The following is a 21,009-nucleotide window of genomic DNA, read 5'->3' on the forward strand; positions in this document are numbered from 1 at the left end:
TAGGATGGGAGGCATGAGTACTCCTTACGGCAACGATCCCGTCAACAACCCCCAGGGCTACCCAGAGCCCGAGAAACCCGAGAATTCGCCGAGCGTCGAGAACGCCCAGCAGGAGCAGTCATCGGCACCGAATTGGCAGGCGCAGGAAGCGCTCGCCCCTTCGCACGACGAGTCCGCTGCTGCGACGCCCGAGGGCGGCGTTGTGCACGAGGTCGGCCCGTTCGCCTCGCAGAATGCTGAGGCTGAGGGAGATCGAAAGTCCCCCGAAGCTTCGCAGAATCCCGAAGCGACTCCGGACACAAGCGAAGACGTGCCGTCGTACGGCTCGACCTACCAGCCCGCCCACTACGGCAACGCCGCAGAAGCGGCTCCCGCGGCTCCGAGCTACGGTGCGTCCGCACAGAATGAGCAGGCGCAGCCGGAAAAGGTCGAGGCTGCTCAGGGTGAGCCGGCGGGCGTTGAGCCCGAACAGCCGCGCGAAGAATCCACGCAGTTTGGTTCCTACGGCGCACCGTCGCACGGCGGTGAGTCGAGCGCCACCGAGCAGCACAGCGAGCAATCCACGCAGTTTGGCGCCTACGGCGCACCGGGCCACGAGGGCGCGGCGTCCCAGTCGCAGAGCTACGGCGGGGCCAGCTACGGCGCACCCAGCTATGGCGCGCCGAGCGAAGCGCCCAGCTACGGTTCGTCGCAGCAGAACCAGACTTATGGCGCCCCGAGTGGCGCGCCTGATAGCGGCTACTCGAATACGGACAGCAGCGCCGCGCAGTACGGCACGGCAGCATCCGCAGCGTCGGCAAACTCGGCAACCCCGGCAGCGTCGGCAACCTCGGCAGCTCCCGCGTACTCGGCTCCGTCGGCCCCTTCGGCGAACGAGCCGCAGCAGTTTGACTCGACCGCCGCGGGATCCGGGCAGGCGTCGGCCTTCCAGCAGCCCGGTGAAGCGCAGGGCTTCGGCGCCCAGACTTCAAGCGCCGTGAGCGAGGGGTACGGCAGTGAATCCGCACCCCAAGCGCAGAGCTATGGCCAGCAGAGCTACGGCAACGACTACAGCCAGCAGAGCTACGGCCAGCAGAACCAGCAGCCTAGCTACGCCCAGGGCTATGGCCAGCAGCAGGCCCCCGAGGGCGGCTACAGTGCGATGAACTCCGGCGATCACGGGGCAGCGCCGCAGGGCGGCTACAGCGCCCAGAACTCGAGCGCTAACCAGTTCCAGCCGAGCAACCCGGGTGTGCAAAGCGGTTACTCGGCACCGAGCGCAAATACCGGCTACCCGACCCCCGCGGGCTACAACCAGCAAGCGCCCACCGCCGCAAGCACACCGAAGAAGAACGGCACTGTGCTCGCCATCATTGGTCTTGTGCTGGCCCTGATCGGTATCGGGCTCTCGTTCGTGCCGCTCATGTTCGTGTATGCCCTTGCACTCCCGCTCGGCCTCGTGGGGCTCGTGCTCGGTGCTTGGGGCGCCGCGCGCGGCTTCAAGGGCGGTAGTGGCAAGGCGCTCGGCATCATCGCGTCGGTGCTCTCGGTTATCACGATCATCATCGGCGTCGTGTCCATCATCATTGGCCTCATCGCGATGCTGTCGTAGCACACCTCTGCTCAATGCGATTTCGCCTCGTGCCATCTCCTTCGAGGAGCGTGGTGCGGGGCGATTTCTTTATTCGCACCGGGAGGGTGTGACCTGTCATACCTTTGTGGCCGGCCGGCGTCTATGATGGCCGCATGAGCGCACCGTCCCTCGGTCCCGGAATGAATCAGCCGCAACCCACGCCCGCACCTCTTCAGACCGGAACGCCCGGCACTCCCGTCGATGCGGGCCAGGTTCAGGTCACCGCGAAGAGCAACGGGAGCAATGCGAACGCGAGGCAATTTTGGCTCACGAGCAGCGCACACCAGGGGGTACGGGCCTACGAGGATGACGATGGCGTGGAGCATAACGTGCAGTGGCGTGTTAATTGAATGGCATAGCGAACGAATCCCATTGAAACTTGAGGCCAGGTGACACCGTGACCATGCACGCCCCCGCCCCTTCGCGCTCTCCGCTCCTTTTGCCCGCTCTTGCCATTGGCGCTCTATTTCTCGCAATCGTGGGCGGCGCACTCGGGCTCCTCAAGTGGGCGATTGTTATAGGCATCGGCATCGGACTCGCAGTGGCGGGGCTCGCCCTAGCCGCGTGGGTTCTCGCGCGTGCAGTCCGGGACGGGGATACCGCCGGCATGTTCGTCGGTTCCGTTGCGGCGATTGCGGCGTTTTTTGCCTCGACGGCAGGAGTGCTCACGCTACTCGCGAGGATCGTGGCACACGACGTGTAGTGCGAGGCGCTTTGTGCGTCTCGGTCGAGGCGGGGGAGCGCAAGCAATGTGGGGTCCGACGCTTGCCGGGCTGCCGTCGGAACCTCACTTATAGAATCGAGCAGCGCCCCCATATTTAGCGCCCCATATTTTCTGCGCCCCGTGCGCCCCACTCGAAGGAGCATCGTGACTGACCTGATCGATACGACAGAGATGTACTTGAAAACGGTGTTCGAGCTGCTCGAACTCGGGATTACGCCGATGCGGGCGCGGATCGCGGAGCGACTGCATCAGTCTGGACCCACCGTTTCGCAGACGGTTGCGCGCATGGAGCGCGATGGCTTGCTCTTCCTTGACGATGAGCGCGTCATTCACTTGAGTATCGAGGGAGAGCGGATTGCCACGGGCGTGATGCGCAAGCATCGCCTCGCCGAGCGCCACCTCATCGACGTCATCGGCCTCGAGTACTCGAAAGTGCACGAAGAGGCGTGCCGCTGGGAGCACGTGATGAGCCTCGACGTTGAGCGTAAGATCGCGTCGCTCCTCACCCCTCCGTATCGCGATCCCTACGGAAATCCGATCCCGGGCCTCGCCGAACTCGAGGGCGGCCTTGAAGATATCCACCCCGGTGTAGCCGAGGGGGTCAACGGCTCGGGAGTTCGGCAAAGTGCGGGTCAAAGACTCGTGGATTGTGACCTGAGCGCAGGGCCGTGCACTGTGCGGGTTGCGTCGATCGGGGAGGTCATTCAGTCGGACGTGTCATTCCTGGCGGATCTCGAGGCCCACGGGGTCGTTCCCGGTGCTGACGTGCGCGTTTATGCCGACGCGGATGCGATCGTTCTCGAGACCGAGGGCGGCGAACCGATCTCGCTTACTCCTTCCGATGCGGGCCACATCGGGGTCGATCCAGTGTGACCTGATTCCGTCTAGGTAAAGGACTGTCAAAGACTTGGAACAGCCTCCGTCAGATCCCACTGACGGAGGCGTTTTGTTTCGTAGAGTCGTACTCGGTTGCGGAAGAGCCGCGCCCTAGCTCCTGGATTTTCATACCTGCTCCGGGAAGCTCGAACTCTTAGGCAGGAGCCGCAAGGTCGAGAACATGGAAGGTCCCCACGTGTCGAATCGTTTCGCGAACACCCATCGCCGCCAGATGCGCCCCGTTACCCCCGTGGCGCGCGCTACCCGTGGCACCGCTGGCGTTGCTTTCGCTGCGACCTTCGTGCTCACCGGCTCCACCGGCGCACTCGCTGACGGCACGACTCAGGCCGATGCCGCTGCCGAGTCGACGAATGTCATCGCCCCCGTCACCGCCCCGGCTGTGACCATCCCCGTCGCTCAGAAGCACGACGACTCAGCTTTCGGCGTGTTCGCCGCTTCGGCCGCGACCCTCAAGCCCAAAGCTCCCGTGGTTGAGGTTGAAGAGCCCGAGGCTCTTAATGACCGCGACGAAGACGAATCCGACAACCGCGAAGAGGATTCGCGCGAGACCGAAGAGAATTCGCGCGAGACCAACGAGACCGAAGAGCGTCGCTCGGACCGCCGCGAAGAGCGCGCAAACGACGAGTCGGAGGACACCGACAACTCCGAGGACACCTCCGATCGCAAGAAGCGCGAAAAGAAGAGCGAGGAGCGCGACAACGAGACCGAAGAAGCCCCGAGCTCGTCGGCTGCTACTGGTTCGATCTTCTCGACTGCTAAGCGAGGCATCGGCGTTCGCTACGTGTTCGGTGGCAGCTCGCCCTCGGGCTGGGATTGCTCCGGCTTCACGTCGTGGGTGTACCGCCAGCACGGTATCCACCTCCCGCACAGCGCGGGCGCCCAGGCACGTATGGGCAAGCGCATCTCCCGCTCTGAGGCTCGCCCCGGCGATCTCGCCTACTACCCCGGCCACGTCGGCATCTACGCCGGCAACGGCATGATCCTCGACGCGGGCAACAGCGCAAAGAACACGAGCATCCGCAAGCTCTGGAACGCGAACTGGTCCTTCTACCGCATCGCTGACTGATCACGACTTTGAGAACGCCACCCCGGATCGTGCCGGGGTGGCGTTTCCTTTTAAGAGGTATGGCCGGTTCGGTAAGGTGAGCCTATGACTATCGTGCGTGAAATCGGGGCCGTGCTCCTGGTGCTTGTCTCGTTCGTGGCAACAACCGTGAGCGTGCCCGCCGCGTGGGTGCGCGACCGCATCGTGAACCGCGAGGGCTTCTTGACGCTCACGAGCCCCCTCGCGCGCGACCTCGACCTGCAAAAGACTCTCGCGAATGAGGCGATGAACCAGGTCGGTGCGGGGCTCCCCATCCCCGAGAGCCTACGGGCAGGGGTGCAGGACATGCTCTTGTCCCAAGTCGGTGCGGTCACAGGCACCGAGGCCTACGGGACGATGTGGTCGGGAACGATGGGGGACATCCACGACCAGCTCACGAGCGGCGCCACGACCGTGACGGTGCACGCCGATCTCACGCCAATCTGGGATGCGCTCCTCGCGCCCGTGAAATCAATTCTCCCGTTCGACATCCCCGATGTCGGACCGACCGTCGTCAACCTCGGTACGTTCGATGCCGGCTGGTTTGAGATTCTTGAGGCCATCGCCGTAAACGCAACCCTCCTTACCGTCGTCGGTATTGCTGCGGGCATCGGCGCGCTTCTCGTGTCGAGCGTTCGGCTGCGCACGCTCATGCTCCTGGGCGTCGCCGTACTGGTGACGGCCCTGACTTGGATCGGCGTGCTCTACGGCCACGCGCTGTGGGTGCCCGAGACTCTGACCGATTCGACCGTTGCCGGGCCCGTGGTCCAGCGCGTTCTCGACGTTGCTGCCCACGACGTTTTCGTTCCGGCGGTCCTGTGCGCTCTCGCGGGTCTCGGCCTCATCATCGCTGCCGTCACAGGCATGTCGATCGTTGCGGCGCGACGGTCGGCCGCGCAGCGCCAGGCGATTCCCGCGACACAGGGCGGATATCCTGAGCGCTGGTAGCCTCGCCCGCATTCGGGGCTTCTTGCTGCCACGAGCGGTTGATAGTGCGCTGACCTACTGGAAACGGCGTGAGGTCGGCGCGAATCTTAATTGTCGATGAACAGGTTCCGACATTTCGATGCTTGTCTTGCCGAAAACTCCCGGCATTGATTTATTTAAAGCGGCTTTAAAAACTACTGGCCCGAACGCGGCAGTCGCTGAGGTGGGGAGGTTCGCACATGGCGCGCACGCGAAATGTGAGTGCAGCATCGCGCTCGGTTCAACCCGAACTGCGCGCAACCGGTCTTCACGTTTCCCCCGAAGAACAGTGCCTCCTCCTGCTGCGCGACCACCGCTCGCTCACGGCAAGCGCTATCGCGAGCCGCACCGATCTTTCGCGGCCCACGATTGACGCTGCTCTGCGTTCTCTTGAGACGGCAAAAATCGTAACCTCGGATCTACGTCCCACAGGAAAAGCCGGTCGACCAGGGCGAACATACACCTTCGTTCCTAGCGACAGGATGGTGGGCGTCGATATTGGTGAGCACGCGATCAGGGCGATCGCCACCGATCGCGCGGGCCGCATTCTTGCGCGCTACGAGGCGGATCGCGTGCGCGAACCCTCGCGCGACACGTTCCTGCGAGACCTCGACGACGTGGTTCGGATCGTGGGCGAAGGCGCCTCGATCGCGGGGGTTGGCCTCGCAGTTCCGGGTATCGTCAAAGCGCAGAAGGTCAAGCTTTCGCGTGTTCTGCCGTACCTTAATGATTGGGATTTTCATCGCGAAATTGAATCCCTCATAAACGTGCCGCTTTTTGTGAGTAACGACGTCAAGGCTGCAGCGCTCGGCGAGGCCCGCCTCGGGGCCGGCACGGTCGACTCATCCCAGGTGACGGTGTGGCTCGGGCGCCGCGTCTCGAGCGCGGTCACCTTCAATGGCGAGCTCTTCGAAGGCGCCAACGGCGTCGCCGGCGAAATGACGACAGCCGTCGGAACTCAATGGACCCCCGGATCGGTATGCGGTGACTGGCAGTGGCCATCTGGCAGAAGCCCCCTCCAGACCGCCGAGCGGGCCCACGCGGGGGATGCCGAATGCCTCGCGAGCCTGCACGACTATCTCAAAGCACTCGCCGACCCCCTTTCGCGCCTCGTCGCGATCCTCGACCCGGAGGTTCTCGTTCTCGCGGGCGCGCTGAGCGAGACATCCGCACCGCTCGCGGATTTCCTCGCCCCCTACCTGAAGGAACGCCTCACCGTCCCCTTCCTGCCGCGGATCAGGCGCTCGGCACACGGGCGCTATTCGACAGCCGTCGGAGCCCTCTACACCGCGTTCACGAACCCGAGCGCACCCGCGCTCGCACACTGGCAACTGCCCGCCCCCACGACCCTGACCGAAAACGACCCCGCAACCGAGCGGGCTGACCACCCGAGCCACGCGCTCGCCAGCTGACCCCTACCCCTATACCCGCTATCCAAGGAGCACACCATGTCTAAATCCACCATCGCCCGCCGTTCCCTCCTCGCCGCGGGTGGCGCTGCGTTCGCAGCCGCCGCCGCTGGCTGTGGCGGTTCCGGCACCGGAGGCACTTCGAGTAAGGGCACGAAGAACGAAATCGGCGACGACCCCGCAAAGATCGAGGGCAGCATTTCCTACGCCTTTTGGGACGTTAACCAGCAGGAAATGCTGGAGGAAATGATCAAGGCGTTCAACGAGAAGTACCCGAACGTGAAGGTTAGCCTCCAGATGACCCCGTGGAAGGAATACTTCGGGAAGCTGCGCACTCAGGTGTCCTCGAAAGCTCTTCCCGACGTGTTCTGGATGACGGGCCCGCACTTCCGCTCCTACGCCGAGAACGGCCAGCTCGCCTCGCTCAAGGGGCTCCAGGATGCGGGTCTGTTCGATCCGAAGAACTACCCGGAAGCGCTCGCCAACATGTACAGCGTCGACGGTGAGCCTTTCGCCGCGCCGAAAGACTTCGACACCGTCGCCATCTGGTACAACAAGAAGCTCTTTGATCAGGCCGGCGTCGCCTACCCCGACGAGACCTGGACGCTCGACACCTACAAGGAGAAGGCCGTCGAACTCGGCGAGAAGCTGCCCGACGGTGTGTGGGGGTGCGCGGAGGTGTTCTCGCGCACCGCGTCTTACTACCACTCGATCGCCATTACGGGCGGCTATGTGATCTCCGACGACAAGAAGAAGTCGGGGTACGACGATCCCAAGACCATTGAAGGCGTGAAGTTCTGGCGCGATCTCATCGAGATCGGCGCATCCCCCGACCTTGACTACCTAGCCGAGAACTCCGCCTACGCCATGTTCGAGAGCGGTAAATGCGCGATGCAGTGGTCGGGCAACTGGCGCGTGCCGGCCATGCTCAAGGCCTCGACCAAGGACGACGTGACCGTCGCGACGCTGCCCGGTGGCGATATCCCGAAGACCGTCGTGCACGGCATCGGCAACTGCATCTCCGCATTCACCAAGAACATGCCGGCGGCTCAGGCTCTCGTTGCCTTCCTCGCCGGTGAAGAGGCCGCAAAGATCAGCGCCGAATCCGGCGCGGCGAACCCCGCCCTCAACGGCACTCAGGATGGCTACGTCGACGCTCACCCGGAGCTCAACCTCCAGGTGTTTATCGACCAGGCCGAGAAGAACGGCGTGGCGTTCCCCATTTCAAAGAGCTGCCCGGACTGGCAGGAGCTCGAAGGGGAGTACCTCACGAAGGTCTTCACCGGTGAACTCACTGCCGAGGAAGGCTGCACCGAGCTCGCGAAGGCCATGAACGAGGTGCTCGCGAAGGAGAAGGGCGAGTGAGCTCGCTCGACGTTTCGAACGCTGCCGCTGGCGCCGCCTCTGAAGAGATTCATGAGGCGGGCCAGCAGGCCCCGCGGAAGAAGAAACGCCGCGGAAGCATGAGCGACGGCATCTGGCCGTGGCTCTTCATCGCCCCGACCGTGATCGGCATTGGCCTCATGTATTTCGTGCCGATGATCATGAGCTTCGGCATGTCGCTCACGTCGTGGTCAACCTTCGAGCCCGCCCACTTCGTGGGGCTCGACAACTTCAAACGCCTCGCCGAGGATCCGCAACTACCGCGTGCGTTCCTCAACACGGTGATCTACACGGTCATCATTCTGCTCGCGATTCCGATCTCCGTTCTTTTCGCGGCGCTGCTCGAGCGCCCGGGCCTCAAGGGTGCCGGGATCTACCGAGCCCTGTTCTTCCTGCCGTACATCGCGATGCCCACAGCGATCTCGATGGTGTGGCGCATGATTTTCCACAGCGAAGCCGGCATCGTGAACGTCATCTTGCGCTTCTTCGGTATCGAAGGCCCTCGGTGGATCACAACCGAATGGGTCGCCCTAATCGTCGTCGCGATTGTGGGGCTCTGGATGAGCATCGGTTTCAAGATCATCGTGCTCGGTGCGGGTCTGAAAACGATTCCGCCCGAAGTGTACGAGGCGGCGCAGCTCGATGGCGCGGGAACGTGGCGTCAGTTCTTCTCGATCACGATTCCACTGCTGACTCCGAGCATCTTCTTCCTCACGGTCACGAGCATCATCGGCGGCTTCCAGCTCTTCGACCTCATCTTCGCGGTTCTTGGCGACGCCAACCCCGTCACGAAGAAGACGCTCTCGCTCGTGTACCTGTTCTACCGCGCGGCGTTCCCGGGCGACGATAAGGGCTACGCCTCCGCGATCGCCCTGCTCATCCTCGTGATCGTCGGCATTCTCACGATCGTCCAGTTCCGGGTCCAGAAGAAGTGGGTGAACTATGACTGATTCCCTCGCTCCCGATCTTCCCTTCGACGACACCAAGGCGAAGAAAAAGAAGAAGCGAAAGCGCAGCAAAGGCCTGCACGGGCACACGTGGGACGCGCACCTGATCCTCGCGATCGGCGCCCTCACGATGCTGTTCCCGTTCCTGTGGCAGATCAAGCTCGCGCTCAGCACCCGCGCCGAAGTCGTCGAAATCCCGATGAACCTCTGGCCCGAGAAACTCCGGTGGGAGAACTTCGCGCGTGTCTTCGAGTTCGTGCCGTTCACCGAGCAGATGACCGTCACCGTCAGTTACGCGATCTTGAGGGTCCTTGCGGAACTCGTGACGTGTTCACTCGCCGGATACGCGTTCGCGCGGATGCGCTTTCGTGGCCGCAAGGTCATCTTCTTCCTTCTGCTCACGGTGCTCATGGTTCCCGGGCAAATCTTCCTCATCCCGCAGTACCAAATGGTCGACGCGGCAGGGCTTCTCGATAACTTCTTCGCGATCCTTGCCCCGGGCCTCGTGAGTGCATTCGGCGTGTTCTTCATGATGCAGTACTTCCGTCGCATCCCCGAGGAACTCGTCGACGCCGCGAAGCTCGATGGCTGCAACCCGTGGCAAATGTTCTGGAAGATCATGCTTCCGCTCGCGCGACCGGCGCTGTTCTCCTTCGGCGTGATCACGCTCCTGTCGGCCTGGAACAGCCTCCTGTGGCCGCTCGTCGTTATCAACTCGACCGAGAAATACCCGGTGGCAGTAGGCCTCGCGATGCTCCAGGGCGACCACCTGGTGGGGCCCGACTACCCGATGATTATGGCGGCGAGCCTCATGGCCATGGCCCCGGTGTTCCTCGCATTCGCCATCATGCAAAAGAAGGTCATTGAAGGCTTTGCCCTCTCGAGCTTCCGCTAAAACCTTCGGTTCAGTGTCACCTGAAAGAATGAACGAATGATCCTCCAATCTGAGCCGCGCCCGCGCGTGGGCATCGTGGGCACGGGCGGCATTTCCCGTTCCCACGCCCGCGGCTGGCGGGCCCTCGACGCAGACATCCACGTGTTCAGCAACCAGGGAGCGGAAGACTTCGCCGCCCAGTTTGCGCCCGTCACGATCCACGACTCGTTCGAGAGTCTCCTCGGGGCGGTCGACGTCATTGACGTGTGTACCCCGACCCCTTCGCATCCCGAGTACGTGCACGCCGCGCTCGATCACGGCACGCACGTGCTGTGCGAGAAGCCGCTCGCCCTCTCATCGGGTGAGGCTGCGCGCATGGCGGAGCACGCTCGCGAGGCAGGCCTGCTTCTTTTCCCCGCACACGTCGTGCGGTTCTTCCCCCAATACGAGGCGCTTCGCCGTGCTGTTGATGCTGGCCGCCTCGGTGAACTCGCCGTGCTTCGCTTCGAGCGCTCCGGTTCGATGCCCGTGCAGCCCTGGTTCGCCGACGAATCCGTCAGCGGCGGCATCATCATGGACCAGATGATCCACGACATCGACCAGGCGCTGTGGCTCGCGGGCGAAGTGACGAGCGTCTTCGCCACGCAGAACATCTCGAGCGGTGATCAGAGCGTGCGCGCCGCTCACGTGATCCTCACCCACGCAAACGGCGCACTCACGTTCTGCCGCGGCCTGTGGGGTGCGAAAGGCACCGTCTTCCATTACTCCTTCGACGTCGCGGGAAGCAGCGGCAAACTCACGTACGACTCCGCAAAAAACACCGGGATCGAATTCGACGCGGTCGCCTCGTCGGGTGAGAGCAAGAGCTACCTGCCGAGCGTCGCCGGGATGCGCGACCCTTATGGGGCCGAGATCGAGGATTTCTGGAACTGCGTAAAGCAGGCGAGCGTCGGAAACCCCGGGCCCACCCCGCGCGTGAACGGTTCCGACGCCACCCGCGCCATCGCCGTAGCCGAGGCCGCTCGCGAATCCATCCGTACCGGCGAAAGGATCGTGCTGTGAACGCGACCGACCCCACCCTTGCGGGCCGCGCCCTCCGCGTGGCCGTACTGAGCGCCGCCCACGTCCACGCTGCCTCCTACGTGCGCCTCTTGGAAAGCCGCGCCGACACCGAGGTGATCCTCGCGGATCCAGACGGCTACGGCGACGTTCCCGCCGAGCACACCGTCGCAACGATCGACGAGGCATGGACGGCATTCGACGGCGAGGCTCCCGACGCCGTCGTCGTCTGTAGCGACAATGCCGGCCACAAAGCTCTCGTGCTCGAGGCTGCGCGTCGTGGCATCCACGTCCTGTGCGAGAAGCCGCTCGCGACGAGCGTTGAGGACGCCGAGGAGATGGTCGACGCCTGCGCGAACGCCTCAGTCGTGCTCATGACGGCCTTCCCCGTGCATTTTTCGCCCCAGGTTGCTGCGCTGCGCCAAGCCGTCGACAACGGCAGCCTCGGCGAAATCATCGCGCTCGCGGGCGCCAACAACGGCAAGCTTCCCGCAGGCCGCGATTGGTTCACCGACCCGGAAGCTGCCGGTGGCGGGGCGCTCGTCGACCACGTCGTGCACATCGCCGAAATTCTCGATTCGCTCTTCGGCGAACCCGAATCCGTGCACGCGGTCGCGAACGGCGTGCTGTACGGCCACACGAACGACGGCGACGCCGAGACCGGCGGTCTCGTGACGCTTCGCTACGCGAACGGGTTAACCGCGACGATCGACTGCTCGTGGTCGCAGCCCGCCGAAGCCCCCACGTGGGGAGGCCTGAAACTGCACGTGGCTGGCACGGGCGGCCAGCTCGAGATCGATGCGTTCTCGCAACGCGTCGATGGTCCCGGGCAGTGGCATCCCTTCGGCCTCAACCTCGATGCGCTCCTTCTCGATGCCTTCCTTGAAGCCGTGCGCAGCGGCGAGGCACAAGAGCCGTCGGGCGCCGTTGGTGCGCGCACAGTGCGGGTCGTGAACGCTGCGCAGGAGTCGGTGCGCACGGGAAGGCCCGTGCCACTGCGCTGACGCGGCGGTCGCCTGGCGGTGGAAGCTACTGCGTATCCGCTGCGTACCGGAAGGTCGTACGACGAAGCCCAGGCCTTATGACCTGGGCTTTCGTTGTGCCCCCGAGACGATTCGAACGTCCGACACCCGCTTTAGGAGAGCGGTGCTCTATCCCCTGAGCTACGAGGGCAATCGAAAAGCGCATGCTTCACGCTTTCGAGCCCTTCCACTCTAGCGGCGATCGTCGCAGCCTCAAAGTTCCAAGCGGTGCGCGGAAGCGGATGTCACGCGAAGCGGCGCGGGTGGGAGGATGGAGACATGGAAGCTTTCGAGGTTACAGGTGCGGCCATCGTGCTTGCCGGCGGCCGTGGTTCGCGCATGGGCGGCGTCGATAAACCCACTCTCGAGGTGGAGGAGCGGTCCATGCGCGCGAGCGCGCTGTTGGCGGCGCGTTCGGCGCTCGGCGAGGGTGCGCCTCTCGTCCTCGTGGGGGAGCCGGGCGCGGACGTGCAGGGTGTCGGTGCGGTGTGCGTGCGGGAGGACCCGCCCTTTTCCGGCCCTGTCGCGGGGCTCGCGCGCGGACTGGCTGAGTTGGAGCGGCTCGGGAGTACTGATGAGGTGGTGCTTGTGCTCGGCGGAGACATGCCATGGCTCGAGCCGCGCGTGCTCGGCGCTCTCTTAAAAGAGTGCGCGGAAGCACCCGGAAAGGTTGCGGGTGCCGTGGATGCGGGCGGGCGTCGGCAATTCCTGTGCGCCGCGTGGCCGCGCGCGGTGCTTGCGCGCGCCCTTTCGCATGTTGCGGGGGAGGGCGGCTCTCTCGTTGGGGCGAGCGCAAAGTCCCTCTATCGCGCTCTCGGCGAGCTTACGCCCGAGCCCGTTCAGGCGGCGTGGCTTGACGTTGGTACGCTTGCAGGCGCGAGCGGACTAGCGCCGGAGCTAGTGGCCCGCTCGTTGAGCGATATTGATTCACCCGAGCAGCTCGAGCAAGCCCGCTCGCGCCGCTGATTGCCGGTGTTTGCGAAAGGACTTTCATGCACGCGCTATCACGCCCCGCTTCTCGCTTTTTTACCCTCGTGTGTGCGGCTCTTGCCGCGATGATGATTTTCGCGGCGCCTGCACTCGCGCACGACCGACTCGTGGGCTCGACGCCGGCGGATGGCGCCGAGATCCTCCAGGGGGAGGCTCGCACCATTACGCTCGAGTTTTCTGCGGAACCGCTCAAGCTTGGGAACGAGGTGCGCGCGAAGGATTCTGCCGGAACCGTTCTGTTCGAGGGTGAACCCCAGGTTGATGGACACGAGGTCCGTGTCGAGCTCGACCAGCTCCCAGCTCCCGGCGACATGACCCTCGAATGGCGCGTCGTGAGTTCCGACGGCCACCCGATTTCGGGCACGCTCACCTACACCGTCAAGGAAGACCCGAGCAGGCCGTCCGAGGAGGCGGCAAGCTCCGCCACGGAAGAGAGCGCGGGCGAAGGGGCCGACGGTGGCTCGGCGTCCGGTGACTCCGGTAAGAGCGGCGATGCGGCCGGTAAGGGCGACAAGAATGACAAGGCGAGCGCGGAGGCCACTGCGACGTCGATCGAAACACCCGACAAGGTTGTCACCGATGAGAAGAAGTCGTTCAACTGGGCGCTGTGGCTCCCGGTGATTGTGGTGGCGCTGCTCGCGATCGCCGTGGCTATCTGGCTTCTGCGAAAGAACGACGACGAGGACTAACCCACTCATAACTGAATTGCATAGGGGTTGTGGGGGTAATGGTGCGGTAAATCCGTGAGGTTCCGCCGAAGCCCCATAACCGGCTCTTCGCGATTTGTGGTGAATGATCCTGCTGGGGCGGGTATTCACGCTACGGTTTTTGCGGCGCTGGTCAGCAGGATGCGCATCCGGTAGTTCTCTGGGTTGCGGAATCCGCGGCCGGTGCGTTTGATGTTCTTGGTGCCGGTGTTCGCGGCCTCGACCGCAGCGCTGCTCCAATAGGTGAGTGCAAGTCCAATCCGAACGAGTTATTTAGACGAGTTCAGAGGAACTCGTTCGTGGAAAATCATAGGCTTGAACTTCACGAAGCAGTGAGCGAGTTCTGTTGCGAATTGATGCCCTGTGAGGAAGGTTTTGCGAATGATGAGGATTGAACTTCCCAACAGGCTTCGGACTCGGACCCTCTCGGTAAGTGGAGTCAGCCATGATAAATTTAGTTGAGAGCTGTTCGGACATTGCCCGGAGGTGCCGGGTGTAGCTCTAGCTGGGGGACCGGTAGTCGTGTCGGTCACCGAAGTTTATGGCGAGTTCGCGCCTGGAGATTATGACTCCTGAAGCTTGGTTCGGTATGTCTTTTAAGAGCGGGACAGGCACGAACGTTGACATAGATCAATGTTCATTCGAGGTGGCGGAGGTTGAGGAGTTGCCCGACGAGCAGAAGCAATCCCTGTTGCTTAGTCCTGAGTTGGTTGTTCCTACATTGGGCCTAGAGGCTGCTGGACCGTCACGTTTGACAGTTGAGAATTACCGACACACCGATCCTTCACGGATCGCTCGAGATGTCAATCAATGGTCAGGAATGGTGCTTGGACACGAGATCGTGGCGCAGGCTATCTGGGAAGTTTCTGACGAATTTATATTGACTGGATCTGAACCACTATTGTGACTATCTGAGGAGTTGCTCATGAATCACCCGGTCAAAGTGCTCATTTCAGGGGGAGCTGGCTACATTGGAAGCACGGTTGCTTCTAGGCTTCGGGACGAAGGTTTCGAGGTAGTCGTTCTGGACAATCTCATCACCGGTCGACGTGAGTTCGTTAAGGGCTTGACGTTCTATGAGGGTGATATCGACGATCGTGCCCTACTAGACCGGATCTATGAGGAGCATCCTGACATCGCAGTCGTGCTTCATTTTGCAGCACTGATAGTGGTTCCCGATTCGGTTGCGGACCCGCTGGGATACTACGAAGCGAACATCAGCAAGTCTCTGGCGTTCGTGCGCGGATTGATCGCGAACGGCTGTTCGCAGCTTGTGTTCAGTAGTTCGGCGTCAATCTACGCTGTGAGCGAGGACTTTTCGGTAGACGAGAGCTCAGAACTGGCCCCTACGAGTCCATACGCTAGAAGCAAGGCGATGTTTGAGGTAATGCTTCAAGACATCGCTGCGGCGAGCGACCTCAACGTACTGTCGTTGCGTTACTTCAATCCCATTGGCTCTGACCCTAAGTTTAGAACCGGGCTTCAAATAGCTTCACCCTCGCACGCCCTCGGTAAGTTGATTGAAGCACACCGAGGCGATACTGAATTCCAAATCACGGGCACTGATTATCCCACTCGGGACGGTTCGGGAATTAGAGATTATGTCAATGTTTGGGATCTCGCAGAGGCGCATGTTGCTGCAGTCAGGGAGGGTGCAAAAATCGCAGCCGACTCCGCCTATCAAGTTATCAACTTGGGCACAGGTGAAGGAACTACCGTTCGTGAGCTAGTCGCCGCGTTCGAGAGCGTGGTCGGGGAGAGTGTGCGTGTCGTTGAAGCTCCGCGCCGTCCTGGCGACAGCGCTGGGGCGTTTACTCGTTCCAGGAAGGCGGCGGAGCTCTTGAACTGGACTGCATCGTCATCTCTTGAGGACGGTATTGCGAGTACCCTGGAGTGGTTCGAGCGTCGGAAGCTTATACTTCCCGATTTGGCGGACTGAGTAGTTGATTCTGACGTGAAGCCTAAGCGAGGGCACGAGGGATCAGAGTGGAGAGAGCTCGCAGCATCGCGCTGCGAACCATTATTCTCGTGCACAGGCTCGTGGTCCTCCGAGATGTGGATGACTTGACAACACCCATCACAGCAGGGCAACGAGCCGTTCTACGTCAGCGACGCGACGCTCCCCTTCACCACGAACCTTGAAAATCCCCACAACCTCTATGGAATTGAAGAAGGGGCGCTTCCCGGAATCGGGAAACGCCCCTTCAGTGCTAACGCCGTGGCGCTAGCGACGAGTCAATGGGGATCAGCCGTGGAACTTGTCGAATGCGTCCTTGCCCTTGTCGGCACCGTCAGCAATCTTGTCGCCGAGCTGGTCGGGAGCGACGTCCTGAGCCTTCTCGCTCGCCTTGTCAATCGCGCCGTCAACCTGAGCGTCGTGCTCCTTGGCGAAATCCTTGACCTTATCTTCGTTCTGTTCGAACGCGCCCTTGGCCTTGTTCAGTGCATCATCGAATCCCATGTCAAGTCCTTTCGTAGAGTCTCAACTGCGTGAGCCTCCCGTGTGGAAGCTACGACGAAAACGCTAGGGAAGAAACCTGGAGGGTTCGTGAACGTCGTCAGAGAAGAGTGCGCGAGGGTAAAAATGCGGTAAGGAGCGGCGCGCCACATGCCCGCCTCAGTGGCTCAGGGGCTCGGCTCGGATACCGTGGGAAGGTGAGTTGGTTTGGACGTTCAAAACGCGCGAAATCTCAGGGCAGTAAGAAGGCCGAGGATGACGCGCTGACTTCACGCGCGCGCGAAAGTCACGCGTGGGTGGGGCGATCGGCGAGCGCCGAGGGCGCCCGGGATGCTAGCGAGACCGAAAACGCGAAAAATGACGGCGGCTCGCATGCGGCCGAGGAGCCCACGCTCGAGATTCGTGACCCGCATGAGACGCGCGAAACGATGCACGAGTACACCGAAAGCAGTGTCGAGGACACCGGCGCGCACGTGTTCACCCCCGCGGCGTTCGACGACGATGATGACGTCACCGACCTGCAGGGTGCCCTCTCGCGCGTGCTCGTGACGGAAGCCAGCCGCGAGGAACGGATCGAGGAATCGCTTGCGACGTGGCGCACGGCTCTCGCGTCACTCGCCGGAGACCACGACTTCCTGACAGACATGCGCTCGGGTGTGTTTCTCGACCTCACGAACTCGCATCCGCAGGGGCTCGCCCACCTGTTTGCGAGCCGCGGCTCCACACGACTCTCTTCGCTCGTGCGCGAGGAAGCCTCCCTCGAGCGTGCGCGTGAAGCCGCATTCCAGATCCGCGAGAGTGCCCTCGCCCACGCCGAAAACCGCGGTCTCACGACGTGCCACCTCGCGATCGGGGAGGCAACCTGGGTGGATCTTTCGGGCGAGCAGGTGCATGCGCCGCTCCTTTTGCGTCCGCTCAACCTGCACGTGCGAGGTGGCGCCCGCGAGGACATCGACATCGACCTTGACGCCGCTGTCGACCTCAACCCCCTCGTGCTGAGGGCCCTTCGCGACGAAGGCGTCCTCATCGACGCCCGTGCGCTACTCGAACTCACCGACTCTCACCACGGTTTCGATCCGCAGCCGGTCCTCGACGCGTTCCGCTCGCTCGGGGAACCGCTTCCCGGTTTCCGCATCTCCCACGCTCTTGTCGTTGGCAACCTCGTGGATACCTCGGGCCCCATGCTCGAAGACTTCGATGTTCCGGCCGAGGACCTCGCGGACCTGCCGATCATCGGCGCGCTCGCGGGTGACGAAGAATCACGCGATGAACTCGCAGTTGAGCCTTCTTCAGAAGAGGAGGTGCCCGAGTCGGTCGCGAGCGCCGATGCCGATGCGCGCCTCATTGCCGAAAACCTCCAGGGGCGCCCCGCACTCGTGGTTCACGGCGCGCCAGGTCGCCCACTAGCGCCCACCGTCGTGGCGTTCGCGGCTGAACAGATCGCCGCCGGCAAACGCGTGCTTCTCGTGTCGCAAAGCTCGAGTCGACTCGCCGAGCTTCAGTCAGAAATCGAGGCCGCGGGCCTCGAGGACATCCTCCTTAGCCTCGTCCCCGACCCGCATCTCCAGCGCGAGGCGAGCCGCTCGATGCTGCTCTCGCTCGCGAAAGCAAGCTCGTTCGTGCCGCCCGTCAGTCTCGCTGAGCCCGAAGGGCTGGCAGAGGCGCGCGACGTGCTCACGGGGCACGTCGAGGCGATGCACCGTGTGCAGGAACCGTGGGGTGTGAGCGCCCACGAAGCGATCAATGAACTGGCCGATCTTGCACGCCGCCGCCCCGCGCCGCGCACGGGCGTGCGACTGACGTCGAACGTCGCCGTGGCGATCCTCAAGGATCGCGAACGGTACGAGCGACTCATGCGCGAGGCAGTCGAATCGGGCGCGCTCGGCATGGTTCCCGAGGACACCCCGTGGTACGGGGCCTCGATCACGAGCGAGCACCAGGCCAAGCGCGCACTCGAACTCGTGACCGAGCTCGATGAGGCCTCACTTCCGCAGCTTATAGAGCACGCCGAGGCTCTCGGTGCGCCGTGCAACCTTGAAAAGGCCCGCAGCTTCGCGGAGCTTCGGCACACGGTGCGCGTTCTCGATGCCATGCGCTCCCTTTTCCGCCACGTGCGCCCGGAGCTGTTCAACGAGAAAATCGACATGCTTCTCGCAGCGGTTTCCGACAAAACCTTCCGCGAGGAACACGGGGCGGTCATGGGCTTTGGCGAGCGTCGCCGCTGGAAGAAGCTCGCAAAATCGATGCTGCAACCGTCGGAAAACACGGAGAACTTGCGCGCGCACCTCCTGGCCGCTCAGGACATCCACCGCCAGTGGGAAGCGATCGCGACCGACGCTGGCCTCACCCCGGTTGTACCGAAGTCGCTCGGTGAGGTTGAGGCGCTCGTGGGTAGCACACAAAAGAGCCTCGATGAACTGCAGGTTCTTCTCGCGGGCACCGAGCAGGGCACCGACTTCGACAACACCGAACTTGGCGCGCTTCACGAACGCATGAAGGAGCTCAACGCGCGAAGTGAGGTGCTCGATGTTCTCCCTCGCCGCACGAAGGTCATGCGTGAACTTGAATTTGAGGGATTCACGGCGCTCCTTCGCGATATTCGCGGCCCGGAAATCACAAGTGACCTCGCCGTCGCCGAGCTCAATCTCGCGTGGTGGGTGAGCGTGCTCGAGTTCATCGCGCGCGCTGAACCGACCCTTTCGCAGTACGACGGTACGAAGCTTTCCCAGGTGGCCGAGCGCTATCGCCGCCTCGACGTGCACAATCTCAACGCCGGTCGCTTCCGGGTTCGCAAGCGCGTGGACGAGCTGCTCGTGGAAACCATGAAGCGTTTCCCGGAAACGTCGCGCAGCGCGATTATTGAGCTCAATACTCCGGGAACGATGAGCGTGCGCGACACTGCCGGGAAGTATCAGGACATCATGTTCCGTGCGCGGCCACTGTGGCTTGCTTCGCCGTTCATGGTGCCGCAAATGATTCCCGCCGGGCGCCACTTCGATCTCGTCATTCTCGCCGATGCTGCGCGACTCCCCACGGCCGCGGCGATCCCGGCAGTGTCGCGAGCGAGCCAGGCCGTGATCGTCGGCGACCCGTTTGACTTCGTTGATGGCGACGATGTTCGCGCCCACCACTCGGGCATGGCCCGCCTCCTCGACGAAGCGAGTGAAGTCGCGCCCGTGCTGCGGCTCGTGCGCGACACGCATCCCGCGACCGGCGGCGTGCGACGCTTCGTCGAGAACCGCGCGAAGGCGCTCGATGCGGGATGGGGTGCGCTGCTCGCGCCGCCGAGCCCCGAGCACATCGACGAGGACACCTTCATCTACGTCCCGGATGGCAGGGGCCCCGTGCGCCAGGGCGCGGAATTTGTGGAGTCGACCGACGCCGAGCTTCGCCGCGTCACCGACCTCGTGATCTACCACGCGCGCCACAACCCCGAGCGCTCACTCGCGGTCCTGACCCTCACACCCACGCATGCCAAGGCCGTCCAGGACTCGGTCATGCGGTCCGTGAGTCGCCTGCCCGATCTACACGACTTCTTCAACCCCGAGCGCGAAGAATTCTTCACGGTCGTGCCCGCGCAGGCGGCAACAGCGATCGTGCGCGACGACGTCATCGTGTCACTCGGCTTCGGTCTCACCCCCCACGATCGCCTCTTGCATCGCTTCGGCCCGCTGTCGACGGACGCCGGCCGCAGGGCCCTCCTCACGGTTTTGACCCGAGCCCGCTTCCACACGAGCGTCGTAAGCGCCGTGCGCAGCAGCGATCTCGAGGTGGATAGGCTTCGCACGGAGGGCGCGCGTGACCTGCGGCTTTTGCTTGAATTCCTCGAGGCTGGATTCTCGCAAAGCGTGCTTGATCACGAGGCTGCGGTAGAGATCGAGGAGCCGTCGGAACCTGCCGAGCAGAACGAGAGTGCCGACGCTAGCCCCGCCGAAACCGAACCCTCGGAACCGGTCGACGCCGGCGAGGATAGCGAGGGCGACGAGCCGGCTGACGAAGGCGAACCCGGAACTGCGGTCGAGGGCGAGGCTACCGACGATAATGCTCCTGAGCATCCCGCCGAACCGGACATCCCCGATAGCTCCGAAGCGCTCGTCGCTGACCTCGCCGACCGCCTGTGGCGCGCCGGTTACACGGTCGAACTCGATTACGGCCTGTCGAGCGAGCGCGTCGAACTCGCGATCGCCCACCCCGAGCTTCCCGGGCGCTACCTCGTCGCCGTCGCGACAGACGGCCCGCGCTACCGCGAAATCACGGACCAGCGTGAACGCGACCGCTTGAGCGCAGAGCGCCTTGAAGCGGCGGGATGGACTGTTGAGCGCGTCTGGTCGTGGGCCCTCTTCATCGATCCCGAGGGCGAAGCAGAACGCGTGATCAAGAGCGTCGAGCGCGCCTACCACGACTACCTCGAGCAGCAGGACATCAAAATCGGGCGGGGCGCTGCCCGCCATCGCTTGCCGAAGCCGAAGATCCCGGCCGGTCACCCGTTGAGCTTCTACGGACCGGACGACTTCGATCAGGTCGTCGCCTACATATGCTCGGACGGTCAGGCTCGATTCTCCGAGCAACTCGCTACGGAGGTGCGCGAGTTCCTGGCGTTTACCGAGCGCAGCGTCCTGCTCGACGTGTCAGTTTCAGCCGCGATTCGCCGCTACCTCGCGAAACAAAGCGAGGGAGAGGCTCGGTGAGCGAGAAAAAGGCTCGCAGCAGGCTCGTCGTTTCCTCCATCACGGGAAAGCCCATGGAGGTCGAGCCAGCGAAGGACCGCGTGATCCCGAAGCGGGCACCGGCCGATCGCGGCGACGACTCAAACGACGAGCGGCTCATGCGGGACGTGCCGCCGCACTGGGGCCGCACTCGATAGCGAAGGATGCGTG

At 63.3% G+C, this 21,009-nt stretch carries 18 protein-coding genes, 1 tRNA gene and 1 pseudogene; 17 read left to right on the forward strand and 3 right to left on the reverse strand.

Annotated elements, in window-relative coordinates:
* Positions 1-13 precede the first annotated feature (13 nt).
* The 12 genes from FXY94_RS05040 to FXY94_RS05095 all read left to right on the forward strand — a co-directional run bounded on the left by FXY94_RS05040 (position 14) and on the right by FXY94_RS05095 (position 11,959).
* Positions 14-1,591: a hypothetical protein gene (locus FXY94_RS05040; protein WP_016663942.1), complete on the forward strand. Its 1,578-nt coding sequence runs from the start codon at positions 14-16 to the stop codon at positions 1,589-1,591.
* Positions 1,592-1,725: 134 nt separating this feature from the next.
* Positions 1,726-1,962 carry a hypothetical protein gene (locus FXY94_RS05045; protein WP_016663943.1) on the forward strand — a complete coding sequence of 79 codons (237 nt, stop codon included), beginning with the start codon at positions 1,726-1,728 and terminating at the stop codon, positions 1,960-1,962.
* A 47-nt stretch (positions 1,963-2,009) separates the two neighbouring features.
* The gene (locus tag FXY94_RS05050; protein ID WP_016663944.1) at positions 2,010-2,315 is read left to right on the forward strand and encodes a hypothetical protein; all 306 of its coding nucleotides are present in this window, start codon (positions 2,010-2,012) and stop codon (positions 2,313-2,315) included.
* Between the two features lie 165 nt (positions 2,316-2,480).
* Positions 2,481-3,209, forward strand: coding sequence for a metal-dependent transcriptional regulator (locus tag FXY94_RS05055; RefSeq protein WP_016663945.1), 729 nt, complete (start codon positions 2,481-2,483; stop codon positions 3,207-3,209).
* A gap of 184 nt (positions 3,210-3,393) precedes the next feature.
* On the forward strand, positions 3,394-4,299 hold the full coding sequence (locus tag FXY94_RS05060; protein ID WP_016663946.1) for a C40 family peptidase: 906 nt from the start codon (positions 3,394-3,396) through the stop codon (positions 4,297-4,299).
* A gap of 84 nt (positions 4,300-4,383) precedes the next feature.
* Positions 4,384-5,265, forward strand: coding sequence for a hypothetical protein (locus FXY94_RS05065; protein WP_016663947.1), 882 nt, complete (start codon positions 4,384-4,386; stop codon positions 5,263-5,265).
* 218 nt (positions 5,266-5,483) lie between these two features.
* Positions 5,484-6,695 carry an ROK family transcriptional regulator gene (locus FXY94_RS05070; RefSeq protein WP_016663948.1) on the forward strand — a complete coding sequence of 404 codons (1,212 nt, stop codon included), beginning with the start codon at positions 5,484-5,486 and terminating at the stop codon, positions 6,693-6,695.
* 36 nt (positions 6,696-6,731) lie between these two features.
* Positions 6,732-8,057, forward strand: a complete 1,326-nt coding sequence (locus FXY94_RS05075) for an ABC transporter substrate-binding protein (protein WP_016663949.1) — start codon at positions 6,732-6,734, stop codon at positions 8,055-8,057.
* Entirely contained in the window at positions 8,054-9,025 is a 972-nt protein-coding gene (locus tag FXY94_RS05080) for a carbohydrate ABC transporter permease (protein ID WP_016663950.1), read from the forward strand. The genes FXY94_RS05075 and FXY94_RS05080 overlap by 4 nt, the downstream gene beginning before the upstream one ends.
* Entirely contained in the window at positions 9,018-9,917 is a 900-nt protein-coding gene (locus tag FXY94_RS05085) for a carbohydrate ABC transporter permease (RefSeq protein WP_016663951.1), read from the forward strand. Before FXY94_RS05080 ends, FXY94_RS05085 begins: the two co-directional genes overlap by 8 nt.
* A gap of 36 nt (positions 9,918-9,953) precedes the next feature.
* Positions 9,954-10,958, forward strand: a complete 1,005-nt coding sequence (locus FXY94_RS05090) for a Gfo/Idh/MocA family protein (RefSeq protein WP_016663952.1) — start codon at positions 9,954-9,956, stop codon at positions 10,956-10,958.
* Positions 10,955-11,959 (forward strand): Gfo/Idh/MocA family protein, encoded by a 1,005-nt coding sequence (locus tag FXY94_RS05095; protein ID WP_016663953.1) that lies wholly within the window; start codon positions 10,955-10,957, stop codon positions 11,957-11,959. The genes FXY94_RS05090 and FXY94_RS05095 overlap by 4 nt, the downstream gene beginning before the upstream one ends.
* A 96-nt stretch (positions 11,960-12,055) precedes the next feature.
* Here the strand turns inward: FXY94_RS05095 and FXY94_RS05100 are convergent.
* Positions 12,056-12,128, reverse strand: a tRNA-Arg gene (locus FXY94_RS05100).
* Positions 12,129-12,256: 128 nt separating this feature from the next.
* On the opposite strand from FXY94_RS05100, the gene mobA reads away from it, so the two are divergent.
* Both mobA and FXY94_RS05110 read left to right on the forward strand, forming a co-directional pair.
* A complete protein-coding gene (mobA, locus tag FXY94_RS05105) occupies positions 12,257-12,943 on the forward strand; it encodes a molybdenum cofactor guanylyltransferase (RefSeq protein ID WP_016663954.1) in 687 nt (228 codons plus the stop codon).
* Between the two features lie 26 nt (positions 12,944-12,969).
* Positions 12,970-13,656: a copper resistance CopC family protein gene (locus tag FXY94_RS05110; protein ID WP_016663955.1), complete on the forward strand. Its 687-nt coding sequence runs from the start codon at positions 12,970-12,972 to the stop codon at positions 13,654-13,656.
* 125 nt (positions 13,657-13,781) lie between these two features.
* Here the strand turns inward: FXY94_RS05110 and FXY94_RS11110 are convergent.
* Positions 13,782-13,904: pseudogene (locus FXY94_RS11110) on the reverse strand (transposase); the annotation flags it as partial.
* A gap of 695 nt (positions 13,905-14,599) precedes the next feature.
* Here FXY94_RS11110 and galE point away from each other — a divergent pair.
* Positions 14,600-15,613, forward strand: coding sequence for a UDP-glucose 4-epimerase GalE (galE, locus tag FXY94_RS05120; protein ID WP_016663956.1), 1,014 nt, complete (start codon positions 14,600-14,602; stop codon positions 15,611-15,613).
* A 306-nt stretch (positions 15,614-15,919) separates the two neighbouring features.
* Here galE and FXY94_RS05125 read toward each other — a convergent pair whose 3' ends face one another.
* Positions 15,920-16,135, reverse strand: coding sequence for an Rv0909 family putative TA system antitoxin (locus tag FXY94_RS05125; protein ID WP_016663957.1), 216 nt, complete (start codon positions 16,133-16,135; stop codon positions 15,920-15,922).
* 194 nt (positions 16,136-16,329) lie between these two features.
* Here FXY94_RS05125 and FXY94_RS05130 point away from each other — a divergent pair, with 194 nt between their 5' ends.
* Together FXY94_RS05130 and FXY94_RS05135 are read left to right on the forward strand one after the other, a co-directional pair.
* A complete protein-coding gene (locus FXY94_RS05130; protein ID WP_051120628.1) occupies positions 16,330-20,820 on the forward strand; it encodes a hypothetical protein in 4,491 nt (1,496 codons plus the stop codon).
* Entirely contained in the window at positions 20,817-20,996 is a 180-nt protein-coding gene (locus FXY94_RS05135; protein ID WP_016663959.1) for a hypothetical protein, read from the forward strand. The genes FXY94_RS05130 and FXY94_RS05135 overlap by 4 nt, the downstream gene beginning before the upstream one ends.
* Positions 20,997-21,009: the final 13 nt, after the last annotated feature.

The organism is Dermabacter jinjuensis, assembly GCF_902381725.1.
In the GTDB taxonomy this organism is placed as follows: domain Bacteria; phylum Actinomycetota; class Actinomycetes; order Actinomycetales; family Dermabacteraceae; genus Dermabacter; species Dermabacter hominis.